Origin of the sequence: Burkholderia sp. 9120, assembly GCF_000745015.1 — a bacterium.
Taxonomy (GTDB): domain Bacteria; phylum Pseudomonadota; class Gammaproteobacteria; order Burkholderiales; family Burkholderiaceae; genus Paraburkholderia.
In genome coordinates this window covers 785,963-804,095 of sequence record NZ_JQNA01000001.1, presented here as the reverse complement: position 1 = coordinate 804,095, position 18,133 = coordinate 785,963, and the positions used below count along the sequence as shown (strand labels likewise).

Genomic DNA, 18,133 nt, shown 5'->3' with positions numbered 1-18,133 from the left:
TTCTTGAGTGCCGTAAAAAGGCCCCACTGCCTCGCAAGCGCAGCGGGGCTTTCTTTCTGCTGCCCGGTTTCTACCGCGAAGGATCCACCCCTTCCTCTCGTTGCGCCGGCGACACCGCCCCGCACGCCCGAATCACCAACTGCACCACTTCTTCCGTCGTCGCATCGAACGCTTTCTGCGTCAACGCGCGCTTGCCCTTGAGCGCGCGAATCTGCGCATCGAAATCGGCGTAGTGCTGTGTAGTCGCCCAGATCATATACATCAGCGTCTGCGCATTCACCGGCGCCAGCAAACCGCGCGCGATCCAGTCGTCGATCACTTTCACGCGGCTGTCGAGCCACGGTTTCACACGACCGGTGAGAATGTCTTCCATATGCTCGGCGCCGTGAATGATTTCACTCGCCCACACCTTCGAACCCAGCGGCCGACGTCGCGACAATTCCATTTTCGCGCGTACGTACCCGCCAATCGCTTCGACCGGATCGTCGCTGCATTCGAACGTGTCCGCCGCGCGATGCCAGTCCTCGAACAGATCTTCCAGCACGCGACGGTAGAGCGCGAGCTTCGTTGGGAAGTAGTAATGCACGTTGGCTTTTGGTAAGCCGGCACGCTCCGCGATCATCGCGGTGCTGGTGCCGTCGAGACCGCGCTCGGCGAACACCGCCTCCGCGCACGCCAGAAGATGCGCCTCGTTCGACTCGCGAATGTGCGCCTTGCGCCGCCGCAAAGGTGCGCGTGTTTCTTCGTTTTCCGTGATGCCGGCTGTCACGTCGTCGTCTCTCATGTTCGCCTTCGGCGGCATGGGTGCCGCGTCGCGCTTCATTCTAGTCGTTCGGCGCGCCGCTCACCTATCCAATCTTCACGACCCATTCCCCCGTGCTGCAGTGCAATGGCACGCTTCTCGCTATGTTTGTCACCGTACGAAAAGCATTGATTTGGCGGGCTTAATCGTCTACAACCTGTCCAACTGGACAGGATTGGAAGAGCGGCCGATACCCTAGGGTTTGCCCCCTCTCACGAGAGGCGATCGAGCGTATCGAGTGTGCACCGCCGCCGTGCGGACACGCCCCAAAAACCGCCGCCAATGCACCAGTTTCATGTCGGTTCACCGAAAGGAGCGAGACGAATGAACGCGGTATCCGAAGCACTGAGGGGCGCCGAACCCACGACGTCGATCAAGGTCGACGGCAAGCGCCTGTGGGACAGCCTGATGACGATGGCGAAGATCGGCGCGACGCCGAAAGGCGGCGTGTGCCGCCTCGCGCTCACCGACCTCGACAAGGAAGGGCGCGATCTGATCGTCAGTTGGGCGAAGGAAGCGGGCTGCACGGTCAGTGTCGATCAGATGGGCAATGTGTTCATGCGTCGCGCCGGACGCGTGGCGGACGCGCTGCCGGTCATGACCGGTTCGCATGCGGACTCGCAGCCGACCGGCGGCCGCTTCGACGGCATCTACGGCGTGCTCGGCGGTCTCGAAGTGATCCGCAGTCTGAACGATCACGGCATCGAGACCGAACATCCTGTCGAAGTGGTGATCTGGACCAACGAAGAAGGCTCCCGCTTCGCGCCGGCGATGGTGGCCTCGGGTGTATTCGCCGGCGTGTTCACGCTGGACTACGGCCTCTCGCGCAAAGACGTGGACGGCAAGACCCTCGGCGAGGAACTCGAACGGATCGGCTATGCGGGCGATGTGCCGTGCGGCGGACGTCCTCTGCATGCGGCGTTCGAACTGCACATCGAACAGGGGCCGATTCTCGAAGCGGAGCAGAAAACCATCGGCGTGGTGACCGATGCGCAAGGTCAGCGCTGGTATGAGATCACACTGACGGGTCAGGAAGCGCACGCGGGTCCGACGCCGATGCCGCGCCGCCGCGACGCGTTGTTAGGCGCCGCGCGCGTGGTCGATCTGGTGAACCGTATCGGCCTCGACCATGCGCCGTTCGGCTGCGCGACGGTCGGCATGATGCAGGTCTATCCGAACTCTCGCAACGTGATTCCGGGCCGCGTGTTTTTCACCGTCGACTTCCGTCATCCGGACGATGCGGTGCTCGCGACAATGGATGCCGCGTTGCGCGAGGGCGTGGCGAAGATCGCGAGCGGTATTGGTCTGGAAACCGAACTCGAACAGATCTTTTACTACGCACCGGTCGCCTTCGATGAAGCCTGCGTGAAGTCCGTGCGCGCCGCCGCCGAACGCTTTGGTTATCCGCATCGCAACATGGTGTCCGGTGCAGGACATGACGCGTGTTATCTGTCGCAAGTCGCGCCGACGTCGATGGTATTCGTGCCGTGCGTCGACGGGATCAGTCACAACGAGATCGAGGACGCCACCTTCGAGTGGATCGAGGCGGGCGCCAACGTACTGCTGCACGCCATGCTCGAGCGTGCCTGCGAGCCGGTTTCATAACGCTTTACCGCAAGCACCAGGATCTGCATCAGCTTTGGCGGACCCGCTTGGGGTCCGCGTGGTTCGAGCGGTCGCTTCACCGTAGTTAGTGCCCATAAAACATGCCGGCCCGGCTCCGCTTCAGCGCAGCCGGCGGGACCGGCTACGTCCTCACATCGAAGAAGGAACGTGTATGGCTTTCAAGCAAACCGGCGACATCGCCGCGCAGCGCCTGTCGCCCGAGCAGCTTTCGTGCGAGTTCTCCGATATCGCGCCCTTGCTCGACGCGAGCGCGGCTGCCGCGGCGGCGAGCCGTTGCCACTACTGCTACGACGCGCCGTGTGTGAATGCGTGTCCGACGCAGATCGATATTCCCAGTTTCATTCGCAAGATCGGCAACGGCAATCTGAAGGGCGCAGCGGTGGACATTCTGTCGGCCAATCCGCTGGGCGGCATGTGCGCGCGCGTCTGTCCGACCGAAATTCTTTGCGAAGGCGCTTGTGTGCGCAACCATCAGGACGCGAAGCCGGTGGCGATTGGCGCGCTACAACGTCACGCGACCGATTGGGCGATGGCGCGCGGCGAAGTGCTGTTCAAGCGCGCGGCTGACTCGGGACGGCATGTCGCGGTAATCGGCGCGGGGCCAGCGGGGCTCGCGTGTGCGCATCGGCTTGCGTTGAGCGGTCACCAGGTGACGATTTACGACGCGCATGAAAAAGCGGGCGGCCTCAACGAATATGGCATTGCCGCGTATAAAACCGTCGACGATTTCGCGCAGCGTGAAGTGGCATGGCTGTGTTCGGTCGGCGGTATCGACATCAAACACGGTGTGACGCTAGGGCGCGATATCGATCTCGATACGCTGCGCCAGCAACACGATGCGGTGTTCCTCGCGATCGGCCTCAGCGGCGTGCGCGCGCTCGCCATGGAAGGCGAGGACCTGAGCGGCGTAATGAACGCGGTGGATTTCATCGAGCAGATTCGCAGCGCGAGCGATGTCGGCACGGTGCCGGTTGGGCGGCGCGTCGTTGTGATTGGCGGCGGCAATACGGCGGTCGATGCCGCCGTGCAAAGCCGCAAGCTCGGCGCGACCTCGGTGACGATGGTGTACCGGCGCGGTGTCGAATCGATGAGCGCCACATGGGCCGAGCGCGACTTTGCGCAGACCAGCGGCGTGACGCTCGTCACGCATGCAGCGCCCACGCGTTTGATCGGCAATGCAGGTGTAGTGACCAGCGTCGAGTTCGAGCGTGCGTCGAGCGAGGGTAGCCAGGAGCGTTTCGTCATCGAAGCCGACATGGTGCTCAAAGCGATCGGCCAAACGCTGGTGCCGGTCGGTATCGAACGCGAATTGCTGACGCTCGACGGCAACCGTATCGCGGTGGACGAAAGTGGCCAGACCTCGTTGCCCGGCGTATGGGCCGGCGGCGATTGCGCGGCTACCGGCGGCATCGACCTCACGGTGCAGGCGGTGCAGGACGGCAAGATCGCGGCCGCCGCGATCGATGCGCAGTTCGCCCGCACGGCGGTGAAGGCCGCCTGAGCCGTAACACAGCGCGCGGTTGACGCTAACCACGCCAGCCGCAAGAAACATGCAGCCGAACACCCAGACAAAAAATAGCCGTCCCCAAGGAGCCGAACATGGCCGATCTGCGCTGTACGATTGCCGGCATTACCTCGCCGAATCCTTTCTGGCTCGCGTCCGCGCCGCCCACCGACAAAGCCTATAACGTGAACCGCGCATTCGAAGCGGGCTGGGGCGGCGTGGTGTGGAAGACGCTGGGCCTCGACCCGCATGTCGTGAACGTCAGCTCGCGCTACGGCGCGGTGCAATGGAACGGCCAGCGTATCGCGGGGCTGAACAATATCGAACTGATCACCGACCGTCCGCTCGACGTCAATCTGCGTGAGATCGCGCAGGTCAAACGCGACTGGCCGGATCGCGCGATGATCGTCTCGCTGATGGTGCCGTGCAACGAACGCGACTGGAAGTGGATTCTGCCGCTCGTCGAAGATACCGGCGCCGACGCGGTCGAACTGAATTTCGGCTGCCCGCATGGCATGAGCGAACGCGGCATGGGCGCGGCGGTCGGGCAGGTGCCCGAGTACATCGAGATGGTCACGCGCTGGGTGAAGGAGGGCAGCAAGCTGCCGTGCCTCGTCAAGCTCACGCCGAATATCAGCGACATCCGCCTCGGTTCGCGCGCGGCTTATAAAGGCGGCGCGGATGGCGTGTCGCTGATCAACACGATCAACTCGATCGTGGCGGTTGATCTCGACGCGATGTCGCCGTTGCCTATGGTCGACGGCAAAGGTACGCACGGCGGCTACTGCGGTCCAGCGGTGAAGCCGATCGCGCTGAACATGGTCGCGGAAATCGCTCGCGACGTCGAAACGCCGAACCTGCCGATCTCCGGCATCGGTGGTATTTCAACGTGGCGCGATGCCGCTGAATTCATGGTGCTCGGCGCGGGCAGCGTGCAGGTTTGCACGGCGGCGATGCACTACGGCTTTCGCATCGTCTCCGATCTCGCGGACGGCCTGTCGAACTGGATGGACGAAAAAGGCTACGCCACGCTCGACGAGTTTCGCGGCCGTGCGGTGCCGAACGTCACCGACTGGAAGTACCTGAACCTCAAATACGACATCAAGGCGCGCATCGATCAGGACAAGTGCATCCAGTGCGGCCTGTGTCATATCGCCTGCGAGGACACGGCGCACCAGGCGATCATGAAAGAAAAAGATGGCGTCCGGCATTTTGAAGTGATGGACTCCGAATGTGTCGGCTGCAATCTGTGCATGCATGTGTGTCCGGTCGAAGAATGCATCACGATGGAACGCGTGGATCAGGGCGAGTACGCGAACTGGACCACGCATCCGAACAACCCGGCGCGCGTGAATGCAGCGGAGCCCGCCGCGACGGAAGCGGCCGACACCGCCGAACCCGCGCACGCGGCCAGGGCAGCCTGAGACGAGCATTCCCCAAAGGCCTCAAGCGCCGTCAGAAGCCGCGCGGGGCTCAACGATCCAGTGGAGATCTTTCGATGAAGCAGACAGCGCAACCCGCCGATCCGCAGTTCGCGGCCGGCGCGCAGGGCAGCAGTCTTTACAACGACGACCTTGCGCCGACCGGCGTCGCGCAACGCACGTGGAGGTGGTATCACTTCGCGGCGCTGTGGGTGGGGATGGTGATGAATATCGCGTCGTACATGCTCGCCGCGGGTTTGACGGAAGAGGGCATGTCGCCGTGGCAGGCGGTCGCGACCGTGCTGCTCGGCAATCTGATCGTGCTGGTGCCGATGCTGTTGATCGGTCACGCCGGCGCAAAACACGGCATTCCGTACGCGGTGCTGGTGCGCTCCTCGTTCGGCACGCAGGGCGCGAAATTGCCGGCCATGTTGCGCGCGATCGTCGCGTGCGGCTGGTACGGCATTCAGACCTGGCTCGGCGGCAGTGCGATCTATACGCTGCTGAACATTCTCACCGGCAACGCGCTGCATGGCGCGGCCATGCCGTTTCTCGACATCTCGCTCGCACAGCTCGCGTGTTTCCTGGTGTTCTGGGCGTTGCAGATTTACTTCATCGTGCACGGGACCGATTCGATCCGCTGGCTCGAAAGCTGGTCCGCGCCGATCAAGATCGTGATGTGTATCGCGCTCGTCTGGTGGGCGACCTCGAAAGCGGGCGGTCTCGGGTCGATGCTGTCGGCGCCGTCGCAATTCGTGCCGGGCGGCAAGAAGGAGGGCCTTTTCTGGGTCACATTCTGGCCGGGTCTCACGGCCATGGTCGGTTTCTGGGCGACGCTCGCGCTGAATATCCCCGACTTCACGCGCTTCGCGAAAACGCAGCGCGATCAGATCATCGGCCAGTCGATCGGGCTGCCGTTGCCGATGGCATTGCTCTCGGTGATCTCGGTGGTGGTGACGTCGGCAACGGTGGTGATCTACGGGAAGGCGATCTGGGATCCGATCGACCTGACGAGCCGCATGACGGGCATCGGTGTGGGCGTCGCGCTGATCATCCTCACGCTCGACACGATGTGCTGCAATCTCGCCGCCAACCTCGTCGGCCCGGCGTATGACTTTTCGAGCCTGTGGCCGAAGGGGATTTCGTATCGCGTCGGCGGCATGATTACCGCGACCATCGCGATCGTGATGATGCCGTGGAAGATTCTCGCCACCACCCAAGGCTATATTTTCACGTGGCTGGTGGGTTATTCGGCATTGCTCGGACCGGTGGCCGGCATTCTGATGGTCGATTACTTTCTGATTCGCGGCACCCGTCTGGATCCGCGCGAACTGTTCGACGAGCACGGCGAATACAGCTATACCGGCGGCTGGAATATCGGCGCGGTGGTCGCGCTGGTGATCGGCGTGCTGCCGAATCTGCCGGGCTTTTTGCATACCGCGTTTCCGGCATCGTTTCCGAACGTGCCGGCGATCTTCAATACGCTCTATACCTATGCGTGGTTTGTCGGACTTGCATTGGCGTCGATCGTGTACAGCGCGTGGATGAAGCTCAGCAAAGGAACGAGCGCGCGAGTGGCGAGCGCCTAGTTAGTGCCTGACGTCAGCGTAATGGATAGAGGTAGCACCGAAACCAGCAGTTCATAAGGAGGCGCAACATGACGACCCTGATTCGCGGCGGCACGATTATCGACGCGGAGAACACGTATCGTGCGGACGTATTGTGTGCGGATCCGCAGGACGGCGGCACGATCCTGCAGATCGGCGTGGACCTCGAAGCGCCGGCCGGCGCCACGATTGTCGACGCGGGCGGCCAGTACGTGATGCCCGGCGGTATCGATCCGCACACGCATATGGAATTGCCCTTCATGGGCACGACGGCGAGCGATGATTTCTATACCGGCACGGCGGCGGGACTATCGGGTGGCACGACCAGCATCATCGATTTCGTGATCCCGAGTCCGAAGCAATCGCTCATGGAAGCGTTCAACGCGTGGCGCGGTTGGGCCGAGAAAGCCTCGGCGGATTACGGATTTCACGTCGCGGTCACCTGGTGGGACGACTCGGTTTATCGCGACATGGGCACGCTGGTGCATGAGCATGGCGTATCGAGCTTCAAGCACTTCATGGCCTACAAGAACGCGATCATGGCCGACGACGAAGTGCTCGTGAACAGCTTCTCGCGTTCGCTCGAACTCGGCGCGCTGCCCACCGTGCATGCGGAGAATGGCGAGCTGGTGTTCCAGTTGCAGCGCCAGTTGCTGGCGAAGGGCTTCACGGGTCCGGAGGCGCATCCGCTGTCGCGACCGCCGGAAGTGGAGGGCGAAGCGGCGAACCGGGCGATTCGTATCGCGCAAGTGCTGGGCGTGCCGGTGTATATCGTGCACGTGTCATCGAAAGACGCGGTCGATGCAATCGCGCGGGCGCGCAGCGAAGGCTTGCGCGTATTCGGCGAAGTGTTGCCGGGCCATCTGGTAATCGACGAAGCGGTGTATCGCGATCCCGACTGGACGCGCGCGGCGGCGCACGTCATGAGCCCGCCGTTCCGTTCCGCCGAGCATCGCGAAGCGTTGTGGCACGGTCTGCAAGCGGGCCAGTTACACACTACCGCGACGGATCACTGCGTGTTCTGCGCGTCGCAGAAGGCAATGGGCCGTGAAGACTTCACGAAGATTCCAAACGGGTGCGGCGGCGTGGAAGACCGCATGGCGGTGCTCTGGCATCACGGCGTGAATAGCGGACGTCTCACGCCGAATGAATTCGTGCGTATCACGTCGACCAATGCCGCGCAGATCTTCAACCTCTATCCGCGTAAAGGCGCGGTGCAGGTCGGCGCGGACGCCGATCTCGTGGTGTGGGACCCGAACGCGAGCAAGACGATTTCGGTGAAGACGCATCATCAGAAGGTCGACTTCAACGTGTTCGAAGGCATGACCGTGCAAGGCGTCGCGATGCACACGCTGACGCGCGGCGCACTCGCGTGGACCGATGGCGAGTTGCGCGCGGTGCGCGGGGCGGGGCGTTATCTGAAGCGTCCGCCGAATCCGGCTTACTTCGACGCGATCCGCGTGGCCAACAAACGCAAGGAGCCGCATCCGGTGGAGCGGTAGGCTTTCTGTAGACCAGCCAGGGGCGGTGCTGTGGTTTTCCACGGCGCCGCCCTTTCTCTTGCCGCCGCGCGTTTGTCGCATTAGCCACATTAGCCGCCTTAGCCGCTGCATTAGCCGCGGTCGCGCCCCTCCCGTGTTTTCCCCGATGGCGTCCCGCCCGCGTTCCATGATGCGATGCATGCCGTTCGTCCTATCTGCTATAACGTCGTATTCGACGCCATGTCATCGGCCACGGCTGTCGCCTTAGCACGTATGCGCATATTGATCGGAAACCTGATCCTTTGTAAAAGCGTGAGCCCTTTGCTACAGTCCGCCCACTCTGCCGGGCGCAAGCGCGGCGGGCCCTGCCCAAGCATCACTGATGCAGCAAACCTGACGGAGCCACCTGATGAAGTCGAAGTCGATTCGTTCCATTCTGCTGATCGCGCTGTTGCAAGCCGTCGCCGTGACCTCGGCCTTCGCCGCCGATGAACTCGCGCAGATCAAATCCGCCGGCGTGTTCAAGATCGGCACCGAAGGCACTTACGCGCCGTTTACGTATCACGACGAGTCCGGCAAGCTGACCGGCTTCGACGTGGAGATCGGCACCGCAATCGCGCAGCGTCTGGGCGTCAAACCGCAATTCGTGGAAGGCAAATGGGACGGATTGATCGCCGGTCTCGACGTGAACCGCTACGACGCGGTGATCAATGAAGTGGCGATTACGGATGCGCGCAAGGTCAAATACGATTTCTCAGACCCGTACATCACGTCGCACGCGGCGCTGATCGTGCAGTCGAGCAACACCACGGCGAAGAATTTCGACGACCTGAAGGGCAAGAAGTCGGCCAACACACTGACCAGCAACTTCGGCAAGATCGCGGCGGCGCATGGCGCGGAAGTGATCCCCGTGCAGGGCTTCAATGAGTCGATCGATCTGCTGACCTCGGGCCGCGTGGACGCGACCGTCAACGATTCGCTGTCGTTCCTCGACTTCAAGAAGCACAAGCCGGACGCCAAAGTGAAAATCGTCGCGCTCGATACCGCGTCGGACAGCAGCGACAAATCTGCCGTGCTGATCCGCAAGGGCAGCCCGGAACTGGTGGCGGCGATCAACAAGGCGCTGGCCGACATGAAGAAAGACGGCACCTACGAGAAGATCTCGCAGAAGTACTTCGGCAAAGACGTTTCCCAGTAAGCCCCCACCGCGAGTCTGAATCATGCCGGCATGGTTGCATCTGATGGCGCATTCGCTGTGGCCCCTGCTGTATGCGGGGCTTGTGTTCACCGTGCCGCTGACGCTGGCGTCGTTCGCGATCGGCATTGTGCTCGCGTTCGTCGTCGCGCTGGTGCGGCTGTTCGGGCCGAAGTGGGCGGTGGCGATCGTGCGTTTTTACGTGTGGCTGTTTCGCGGCTCACCGTTGCTCGTGCAACTGTTCGTGATCTTCTACGGCTTGCCGAATGTGGGGATTGTGCTCGATCCGTTGACGGCGGCGATCATCGGATTTTCGCTGAACGTGGGCGCGTACAACTCCGAAGTGATTCGCGGCGTGATCGAATCGATTCCGAAAGGGCAGTGGGAAGCCGCCTATTCGATGGGGATGACACGCAGCCAGGCACTGCGTCGCGCGATCCTGCCGCAAGCGGCACGCGTGGCGCTGCCGCCGCTGTCGAACTCGTTTATCGCGCTGGTCAAAGACACCTCGCTGGCGGCGGTGCTGACGGTGCCCGAAGTGTTTCAGGCAGCGCAGCGGATCGCCTCGGTCACCTACGAGCCGCTGATTCTCTATACCGAAGCGGCGCTGGTGTATCTGGTGTTCAGTTCGGTGTTGTCGTCGGCGCAAGTCAGGCTCGAACGCAAGTTCGGCCGTCACGCACTTTTCCAGGCAGGTAACTGATGATCCGACTGGAAAAAATCGACAAGTATTTCGGCGGCTTGCGCGTGCTCAGTTCGGTGGATCTGAAACTCGAGCCGGGCAATGTTACGGCGCTGATCGGTCCGTCCGGCAGCGGCAAAAGCACGCTGTTGCGCTGCGTGAACCTGCTGGAAATTCCTGAAGCGGGTTCACTCCAGCTCGGCGATCAGCGGCTCGAATTCAGCCGCGATGAAAAACCGTCGCGAGATGCGGTGCTGACGATTCGCCGTCGCACCGGCATGGTGTTTCAGAACTTCCAGTTGTTTCCGCATCTGACCGTGCGGCAGAACGTGATGGAAGGCTTGCTGACCGTGCAGAAGTGGGACAAGGAAAAAGCGCGTGTGCGCGCCGATGAATTGCTGGAGAAAGTCGGCATTGCGCACAAGGCGGACGCGTGGCCGGCCACGCTCTCCGGCGGGCAGCAGCAGCGCGTGGCGATTGCGCGGGCGTTGGCGCCGTCGCCGGAAGTACTGTTGTGCGACGAACCGACTTCGGCGCTCGATCCCGGGCTCGCCGCCGAAGTAGTCGAAGTGCTCAAGCAGCTCGCCACCGAAGGCATGACGATGCTGATGGCCACGCACGATCTGCGGCTCGCCGCGACGATTGCGCGCGACGTGGTGTTTCTGAATAACGGCGTGGTGAAAGAAGCGGGGCCGTCGCGTGAGATCTTCATGCAACCGCGTGAACCGGAAGCGGCGCGTTTCGTGTCGACGTTGACGCACAGTCTGCCGGACTCGTGGACTGAACGAGGTTGAGCACAAGGTCCAGAAGCGGCACCCACTCTTCAGAAAGCGAGAAGCCGTGACGGAGTTCTCTTTACAGGACTTTTCTCTGTTCGTGCGGCTCGCCGAATCTTTATCCGTCGCCGCCGTGGCGCGCGAACGCGATGAACATCCTAGCCAGGTGTCGCGCGCGTTGTCGAGAATGGAGACGGAATGCGGTCTGCGACTCTTTCACCGCAGCACGCACGGTTTATCGTTGACCGACGACGGCCAGCTCTTTCTCGAACACGCGAAACTGATCTCCGGCAATGCGGCCAGGCTGGCCGACGATCTCGCGTCGCGCGGCGACAAGGTATTGGGCTCGGTCAGAATCAGCGTGCCATGCATTCTGGCCGAGTACGTGCTGATTCCAAACTTGCGAGTGTTGATCGATCGTCACCCGGACCTCAGCGTGAGTTTGCACATCTCCGACCGGCCGGTAGATATGTCGACGGAAGGCATCGATGTCGCGATCAGGGCGGGCATCTCGCCGCGAGATACGCATGTAGCGCGCAAGCTCGGTTCGCATCGCAGAGCCTTATATGCCTCGCCGGGTTATCTCGCCGCTTGCGGTGTGCCTCGATCGCCCGGGGACCTGGCACGTCACGATCTGATCGCCAACGCGGCGGTGACCTCGCACAATCAATGGCCGTTCGACGGCGACGATGAGTTCTCCACGTTCCCGGTGGCGGGAAGAATTCTTGCCGACAATACCTCGGCGATCGTCTCGCTCGCGCAGGCGGGTCTGGGCATAGGCCGCATCAACAAGATCATCGGCGATGAACTCGTGCTGCAGCGAAAGCTGACACAAGTGCTGGCGGATTACGAGGACGAGACCGAATTCGACATTTCAGCCGTGACGCTCGCGCCGAGAAATCGTGTGCCCAAGATTCGTGTCTGCCTCGCGTTTCTCTCCGAGTGCTTTGCGGGTTTCAGATAGACGGCGTTAGTGGCATTTCAATTGGACGACGTGTCGGTGAGGTGATTCCTGATCTTGTCGAGACCGGCTTGCGCGCAAAGCTCGTCATCGACACTTTTGGGTGCGCCGCTTACACCGATGGCGGCAATCGCCTGCCCGTTCTGTTTCACCAGAACGGAGCCCGGCAGGAATAGAAGATTCGGCGTTCCACTGGTCGCGACGGCCGGAAGTCCCGGCGCGAAGCCGGATATCAGTTTGATTAGCGCGCCATTCGTATCGGCGCCCATCATCGGCCTCATGCTCATGACGGTGTAGGCCTTGCGAAACGAGAACCCTTGCGAATGAATCGGGCTTCCGTCGCCGCGTAGTTGCAGCTTGATCACGCCGTCCGCATCCACGATCGCGACGGCGACCCGGAAACCTTTGGCTTCGCAGGCGTGGATCGTTTCGGTCGCGGCATCCATTGCTAACGACAGCGGGAGTACGCTGGTATTGAGTGGCGTTGCCGCATTCACGGGCATCGACGGAGCGATGCCCGAAACCACCAACACCGCTAGTCCTGCCAGCGTTTTGTACAGGACGAGGCCACGTCCTTTTGCTTTAGCGTATTCAACGTTCATTGCTTGCACTCTCGCTTTCATGTCGATAGAAAACTGCCTGAGTCTCCTTTGAACCCGAATCGAAAGTTCGGGAAGAAGACGGCGCAACTATCGCAGGGTCGCTTTGCCGCTGAAAGAGAGTAGAGCGCAATTCGGTATTGCAGAACGAGCACGACGTGCTTTGCGGACCACAATCGCGGCCAATAGAAAAGGGGCGTCCGAAATGAATCGAACGCCCCTTCAACAACACTAGCCATCAATGGCAGGCTAGCTATTTCACACCGCTACGTCTTGTGCCGCATCGCTCAATGCCGCGTCGAAGAAGCTTGCCTTCGCCTCCGCATTAGCGCGTGCATAAGCACGATTGACGCCGCTGATCACCGCGCGAATCGATGCGGTCACCAGATTGGCATCGATACCGACGCCGAACGCGCTACCCGCCACCTCGGCGCCCGCCATTTCGGCGACGGCCACCGCGCGTGCATCCGCGCCCTGCGTCAACGCGCGTTCTTCATAGTGCTGGATCCGCACCGGTGCGCCGATGGCGTGCATCAGCGCGTCCAGCGGGCCATTGCCTTCGCCGCTCAACACGCGGCGCTCGCCGTTGATCTCGACCGTGAGCTTGATGTGTTCACGTCCGTCGCGCTCGGACAGGTTGTGGCCCATGTAATGAATCGGCGCGACGTTCTGGACATACTCTTCCTGGAACAACGCCCAGATCTGTGCGGGCGTGACTTCATGGCCGCTTTCGTCAGTAAAACGCTGCACTGCCGAGCTGAAATCCACCTGCAGGCGGCGCGGCAACACCACGCCGTAGCTCTGTTCGAGCAGGTACGCAATGCCGCCTTTACCCGACTGGCTGTTCACGCGGATCACCGAATCGTACGTACGGCCGAGATCGCTCGGATCGATCGGCATATACGGCACTTCCCACAACGCGTCCGGCTTCTGTACCGCGAGCCCCTTCTTGATCGCGTCCTGATGCGAACCGGAGAACGCGGTGAACACCAGATCGCCGACATACGGGTGACGCGGATGCACCGGCAACTGCGTGCATTCTTCCGCGGTGCGCGCGACTTCGTTAATGTTCGAGAAATCGAGTTCGGGATCGACGCCCTGCGTGTACAGATTCAACGCGAGCGTAACGAGGTCGACATTGCCGGTGCGTTCGCCATTGCCGAACAGGCAGCCTTCGACACGATCGGCGCCGGCCATGACTGCGAGTTCCGCCGCCGCGACCGCGGTGCCGCGGTCGTTATGCGGGTGGACGGAAACGATCAGCGAGTCACGGCGCGCGAGATTGCGGTGCATCCATTCGATCTGGTCCGCGTAGACGTTCGGCGTGGCCATTTCGACGGTGGCGGGGAGGTTGACGATCGCCTTGTGGTCCGGCGTCGGTTGCCAGATGTCGAACACGGCGTCGCAGACTTCCTTCGCGAAGTCGAGTTCGGTGCCGCTGAACACTTCCGGGCTGTATTGCAGCGTGAAGTGCGTTTCCGGCGAGGCGTCGGCGAAACGCTTCATCGTGCGCGCGGCCTTTTGCGCGAGCTCCTTCACGCCGCTCTTCTCGAGGCCGAAGACGATCTTGCGGAATTCCGGCGCAGTCGCGTTGTACAGATGGACGATCGCACGCGGTACGCCACGCAAGGATTCGAAGGTGCGTTCGATCAGGTCGTCGCGGGCTTGCGTCAACACTTCGATGGTGACGTCGTCCGGAATATGGCCGCCTTCGATCAGCTCGCGCACGAAATTGAAGTCGGTCTGCGATGCCGACGGAAACGCGACTTCGATTTCCTTGAAGCCGATCTGCACCAGCGTCTTGAACATGCGCATTTTGCGCTGCGCGTTCATCGGCTCGAACAGCGCCTGATTGCCGTCGCGCAGGTCGGTGCTCATCCAGATCGGCGCGCGCGTGATGGTGCGCGACGGCCATTGGCGATCCGTCAAGTTGACGGGCTTGAACGAGCGGTATTTGGTAGCAGGGTTCTTCAACATTTTCATCATCCGAGGGTGAGACCAGATAGCTGGGAATCGACCGGACGACGAACAGATGTAACAACGCGCCGGTCGGAAACCGGGGCTGGGTCAGTTACTGGGGAATTGAGCGGTGCTTCGGGTGTAGCAGATTCAGACGGAAGCGCGCAGCAGCAGACCTAGCCCGGTAGAGGGGGCTAGTAGTAGCGATAGGATGGTCTGGGCGCGGTACATAGTGCGCCATAGGAACATATTATTGGGATGGCGTCAAGCGCCATCCCGCCGGCGGCTCGTGTGGACGCCGCTGCGGACGCCTTGCTGGCGCCGCGGATTTATTGCGCGGGTTTCAGGAAGCGCAAGGTCATGCGGTCCGATTCGCCGATGGCCGCGTATTTTGCCCGGTCGACGTCGCCGCCCTCGTAGGTGGGCGGCAGCGACCAGACGCCGTGCGGATAGTCTTTCGTGTCACGCGGATTGCTGTTCACTTCGCTGCGGCCGATCAACTGGAAGCCGGCCGCGCGCGCGTGCTCGATCACGTAGTCTTCGGTCACATAGCCGCTGTCGATGGTCTGCTGCAACGAAGTACCGGGCGCCGCGCGATGTTCTTCGACGCCGAGTATTCCGCCGGGTTTGAGCGCCGCGTAAAAGGCGCGCAGGTTGGCGTCGATCTGGCCGTCCTTGATCCAGTTGTGGATGTTGCGGAAGGTCAGCACGCGGTCGAAGCGGGCGTCCGCCGGGAAGCCGTTGAACTGGCCGGCCTTCAGCGTGCCGACCACCACATTGCCGTACACGGCGGGCGCGGCGGCGAATTTGCGCGCGTACGCGGCCCGGTTGGCTTGCGTTTCCGCCGATGGCACGGCTTGCGGGCCGTCGTATTCGGCCTCGTAGAGCTTGCCCTGGTCGCGTAGGTACGGCGCGAGGATTTCCGTGTACCAACCGCCGCCGGGCGCGATTTCCAGCACGGTTTGCGACGGCGTCAGCTCAAAGAACTGCAAGGTTTCTTGCGGATGACGGTAGAGGTCGCGCTGGCGAGCTTTGGCGCCGCGTTGAGGGCCGGCGACTGCGGCTTGCAGTTGCGCCGCGTTGGCTGGGGTGGCGGCCGGGTTCGATGCTGATGCCGTTGACGTTGCCGCAGTCGGGCCGGCGCATGCCGCCATGAGCAGTGCGGCGCTGAATGCCGCGAGCGTGCCAGACAGCGCGCGGGCTTTCGGAGTGAAGTTGGCGTTCATGAGATCCATTATCAGGGCGTTCGAACCGCGGGGAAATCGGCAATCGGAATAAAGATAGGCGCTGGCGGAATTGGGTGCTGATGTTGCGGCGTCGGAGGGTGGGTGAATTGTCTTGAGGCGGTGGACAAGCGGGAGCGCGGGTTGCGGGGATTGCAGTGCGGGAGGTTGATGTTGACGTGGCCGAAGTTGCCGAATCCGAACCGGACGGCGGCGCGTATAACTAAAAGGATCAGCGTTGGCCGCGCGCTGGATCGCCGGATCGCCGGATCGGAAACCGCGGACAGGATCACTTCTTTTCACTTTGCCGGAGGCAGCCATGAAACGAACGTCGAGGACATTGAAGGCAGTACGGATCTTGCTATGCGCCGCCGCGTGCGGGATCGCTGCGCAGGCGGGCGCTCAGGGCCTGAGTGTGCAGGACGACGTCAACGCGCCGCAAAACGGCTTACGCCTGATGCCGAACGCCGCGCGCGGCAGCGAATACCCGACGCACGGCAACCAGCAGGCCGGCGAGATGAACCTGAATCCGACCGACCCGCGTGCGCAACTGGTCAACGGCTTGCCGAACAACACGAATGCCGGCGGCTACGGTTCGCCGCTCGCGGGCGTGCGCACGTATGTGCAGCCGACCGCCATGCCGTCGATGCCGGCCAATTAAGGGTTCAGAGGGAGAACGGCCGTGCCGCATCGCGCGCTGGTGTGCAGCGCATCTCCGCACGGGGCCGTTGCTGACTGTTGCTGACTGCGGCTGACTGTTCTGACTGCGGCCGACTGCGGCTGACTAATTGAAGTTTTGCGCGGATCAGAGGCCGAACACGATCCGCAGCGTGTCGTTCTGCACGATCACGGACACGCCGATTACCAGCAGGATCAGCGGCAGCAGTGCCGTGCCGTAACGCCGGATCGGCGCGCCGAGCAACGGATGTTCGACGAGCCACACCGCACCGGCGCACCAGAGCCCGATCATCACGATAAACATCAGCGAGATAAACATGCCGTCGGCATGTGAATGACTGGCATACAACGGCACGTAGACGGCGATGTTGTCCGAGCCGTTGGCGACCGCCACGCATGCGACGGTCCACCAGGATGAGCCGTCGCTCACTGTGGCGGCCGTTCCGGATGCGCTTGCCGGGTTGGCGCTGGACGGGCCGAACCGTTCCCATGCCTTGGCGAGCCCGACGCCGATCGGCAGAATGCCGAGCAGGCCGACGTAACCGGTGGGCAAACGCGTCAACAGCGCCGCCACCAGAGTTGCCGCCACGATCAAGGCCAGCGAGCCTGCGAATTGCCCCACGATCACACGACGTCGCTGGCGTCCCGCTTCCGCGAGAAAGGCGAGCAACACGAACAGGTTGTCGATGTTGGTGGCGACGTAAGCCGCAATGGCGAGCAGGGCGAGGCTGAGCATGCGGGAAAGCCGGTCGATACGGGGTGAAGAAACCGGGCTGCGTCCCTTGAGGGACGCAGGCGGGAAAGAAAGCCGCGCGGCGCAACAGCGGCGGCCGCTCAACACCATGCCGATACGCGCTGGCGAGGTCAAGGTTTTGACGTGTCGCGAGTCGTTTTGCGCGCGGTCCAGGCTTGCCGGCCCGCGCGTCACACAGACCGTAGCGGCCGACGTCGAGTGTCCGCCCCGTAAGCTACAATTGCCGACGGCTTGAAAAACGGAACATCAATGAAGATTCGGATTCTCTCCCTCGTCTGCGTCACGACTGCCGCCACGTTGCTGGCCGGCTGTGCCGTCTATAAGAACCCGAGCGCATGCGAGCAGTTGATGCGAAGCAAGCTGGCTGACACTTCCACGGATACGCTGAAGATCGATCACGCGGGTGCCGCGATCGACGGTACACGGGTGGTGGTCGAAGGTACGATCGAACACGTGATGACGGCGTCGGAAGTGGCGGCGGCTAGGCCGCCTGTCGCGCCGAAGGCGGCTGCACCGGTCGCGGCTTCAGCAGCGCGGGCGGGGCAGATGGCACAGACTGCATCCGCGGCTTCGGGCGTGCAAGCGGCGTCGGCGGCTTCGGCCGGATCGTCGGCTTCGGCGCCTGTCGTGGCGGCGAATGCCGCCGGGCCATCGGAAACAGCAGCGGCAGCAGTGGCTAAGGCTGCTTCGAGCGCCGACGCGCTTGCGCCCAAAAACGCCAAGCCGAAGAAGACGACAACAGCTGCCGCCGCCGAATGCACATTCCACGGCGAGACGCTGGGCGTGTTCACCTGGCTGGCGCCTGCCAAGCTTGCCGCACCGCCTGCCGAAGCCGCCGAGGAATAAATCGCTCTGGCGCGTTGGC

At 62.4% G+C, this 18,133-nt stretch carries 16 protein-coding genes; 11 read left to right on the top strand and 5 right to left on the bottom strand.

Annotated features, from left to right (window positions below; genetic code table 11):
- Window positions 1-70: 70 nt before the first annotated feature.
- On the bottom strand, window positions 71-784 hold the full coding sequence (locus tag FA94_RS03480) for a TetR/AcrR family transcriptional regulator (protein ID WP_035549196.1): 714 nt from the start codon (window positions 782-784) through the stop codon (window positions 71-73).
- Between the two features lie 342 nt (window positions 785-1,126).
- Between FA94_RS03480 and FA94_RS03475 the strand changes: the two genes are divergently transcribed.
- The 9 genes from FA94_RS03475 (at window position 1,127) to FA94_RS03435 (ending at window position 12,058) form a co-directional block, all read left to right on the top strand.
- Window positions 1,127-2,407, top strand: coding sequence for a Zn-dependent hydrolase (locus FA94_RS03475; protein ID WP_035546751.1), 1,281 nt, complete (start codon window positions 1,127-1,129; stop codon window positions 2,405-2,407).
- Between the two features lie 172 nt (window positions 2,408-2,579).
- Window positions 2,580-3,929 (top strand): NAD(P)-dependent oxidoreductase, encoded by a 1,350-nt coding sequence (locus FA94_RS03470; RefSeq protein ID WP_035546748.1) that lies wholly within the window; start codon window positions 2,580-2,582, stop codon window positions 3,927-3,929.
- 98 nt (window positions 3,930-4,027) lie between these two features.
- On the top strand, window positions 4,028-5,356 hold the full coding sequence (gene preA, locus FA94_RS03465) for an NAD-dependent dihydropyrimidine dehydrogenase subunit PreA (protein WP_035546747.1): 1,329 nt from the start codon (window positions 4,028-4,030) through the stop codon (window positions 5,354-5,356).
- Window positions 5,357-5,430: 74 nt separating this feature from the next.
- Window positions 5,431-6,942 (top strand): NCS1 family nucleobase:cation symporter-1, encoded by a 1,512-nt coding sequence (locus FA94_RS03460; RefSeq protein ID WP_035546746.1) that lies wholly within the window; start codon window positions 5,431-5,433, stop codon window positions 6,940-6,942.
- Between the two features lie 68 nt (window positions 6,943-7,010).
- Window positions 7,011-8,462 carry a dihydropyrimidinase gene (gene hydA / locus FA94_RS03455; protein ID WP_035546744.1) on the top strand — a complete coding sequence of 484 codons (1,452 nt, stop codon included), beginning with the start codon at window positions 7,011-7,013 and terminating at the stop codon, window positions 8,460-8,462.
- A 388-nt stretch (window positions 8,463-8,850) separates the two neighbouring features.
- Window positions 8,851-9,639 carry an amino acid ABC transporter substrate-binding protein gene (locus tag FA94_RS03450; RefSeq protein ID WP_035546743.1) on the top strand — a complete coding sequence of 263 codons (789 nt, stop codon included), beginning with the start codon at window positions 8,851-8,853 and terminating at the stop codon, window positions 9,637-9,639.
- A gap of 22 nt (window positions 9,640-9,661) precedes the next feature.
- Window positions 9,662-10,339 carry an amino acid ABC transporter permease gene (locus FA94_RS03445; RefSeq protein ID WP_035546740.1) on the top strand — a complete coding sequence of 226 codons (678 nt, stop codon included), beginning with the start codon at window positions 9,662-9,664 and terminating at the stop codon, window positions 10,337-10,339.
- Window positions 10,339-11,112, top strand: a complete 774-nt coding sequence (locus FA94_RS03440) for an amino acid ABC transporter ATP-binding protein (RefSeq protein ID WP_035546737.1) — start codon at window positions 10,339-10,341, stop codon at window positions 11,110-11,112. Before FA94_RS03445 ends, FA94_RS03440 begins: the two co-directional genes overlap by 1 nt.
- Window positions 11,113-11,158: 46 nt before the next feature.
- Window positions 11,159-12,058 (top strand): LysR family transcriptional regulator, encoded by a 900-nt coding sequence (locus FA94_RS03435; protein ID WP_035546734.1) that lies wholly within the window; start codon window positions 11,159-11,161, stop codon window positions 12,056-12,058.
- A 17-nt stretch (window positions 12,059-12,075) separates the two neighbouring features.
- Here the strand turns inward: FA94_RS03435 and FA94_RS03430 are convergent, their stop codons facing one another.
- The 3 genes from FA94_RS03430 to FA94_RS03420 all read right to left on the bottom strand — a co-directional run bounded on the left by FA94_RS03430 (window position 12,076) and on the right by FA94_RS03420 (window position 15,848).
- Complete coding sequence (locus tag FA94_RS03430; protein WP_197070173.1) at window positions 12,076-12,657, bottom strand: GlcG/HbpS family heme-binding protein; 582 nt, start codon at window positions 12,655-12,657, stop codon at window positions 12,076-12,078.
- 255 nt (window positions 12,658-12,912) lie between these two features.
- Window positions 12,913-14,631, bottom strand: a complete 1,719-nt coding sequence (leuA, locus tag FA94_RS03425; RefSeq protein ID WP_035549190.1) for a 2-isopropylmalate synthase — start codon at window positions 14,629-14,631, stop codon at window positions 12,913-12,915.
- A gap of 311 nt (window positions 14,632-14,942) precedes the next feature.
- Complete coding sequence (locus FA94_RS03420) at window positions 14,943-15,848, bottom strand: class I SAM-dependent methyltransferase (protein WP_035546732.1); 906 nt, start codon at window positions 15,846-15,848, stop codon at window positions 14,943-14,945.
- Window positions 15,849-16,155: 307 nt separating this feature from the next.
- Between FA94_RS03420 and FA94_RS03415 the strand changes: the two genes are divergently transcribed.
- Window positions 16,156-16,497 carry a hypothetical protein gene (locus FA94_RS03415; RefSeq protein ID WP_035546730.1) on the top strand — a complete coding sequence of 114 codons (342 nt, stop codon included), beginning with the start codon at window positions 16,156-16,158 and terminating at the stop codon, window positions 16,495-16,497.
- Between the two features lie 144 nt (window positions 16,498-16,641).
- Here the strand turns inward: FA94_RS03415 and FA94_RS03410 are convergent, their stop codons facing one another.
- Window positions 16,642-17,250 (bottom strand): cadmium resistance transporter, encoded by a 609-nt coding sequence (locus FA94_RS03410; protein ID WP_035546728.1) that lies wholly within the window; start codon window positions 17,248-17,250, stop codon window positions 16,642-16,644.
- Window positions 17,251-17,517: 267 nt separating this feature from the next.
- On the opposite strand from FA94_RS03410, the gene FA94_RS03405 reads away from it, so the two are divergent.
- Window positions 17,518-18,114 (top strand): hypothetical protein, encoded by a 597-nt coding sequence (locus tag FA94_RS03405; RefSeq protein WP_035546726.1) that lies wholly within the window; start codon window positions 17,518-17,520, stop codon window positions 18,112-18,114.
- The last annotated feature ends 19 nt before the right edge of the window (window positions 18,115-18,133 follow it).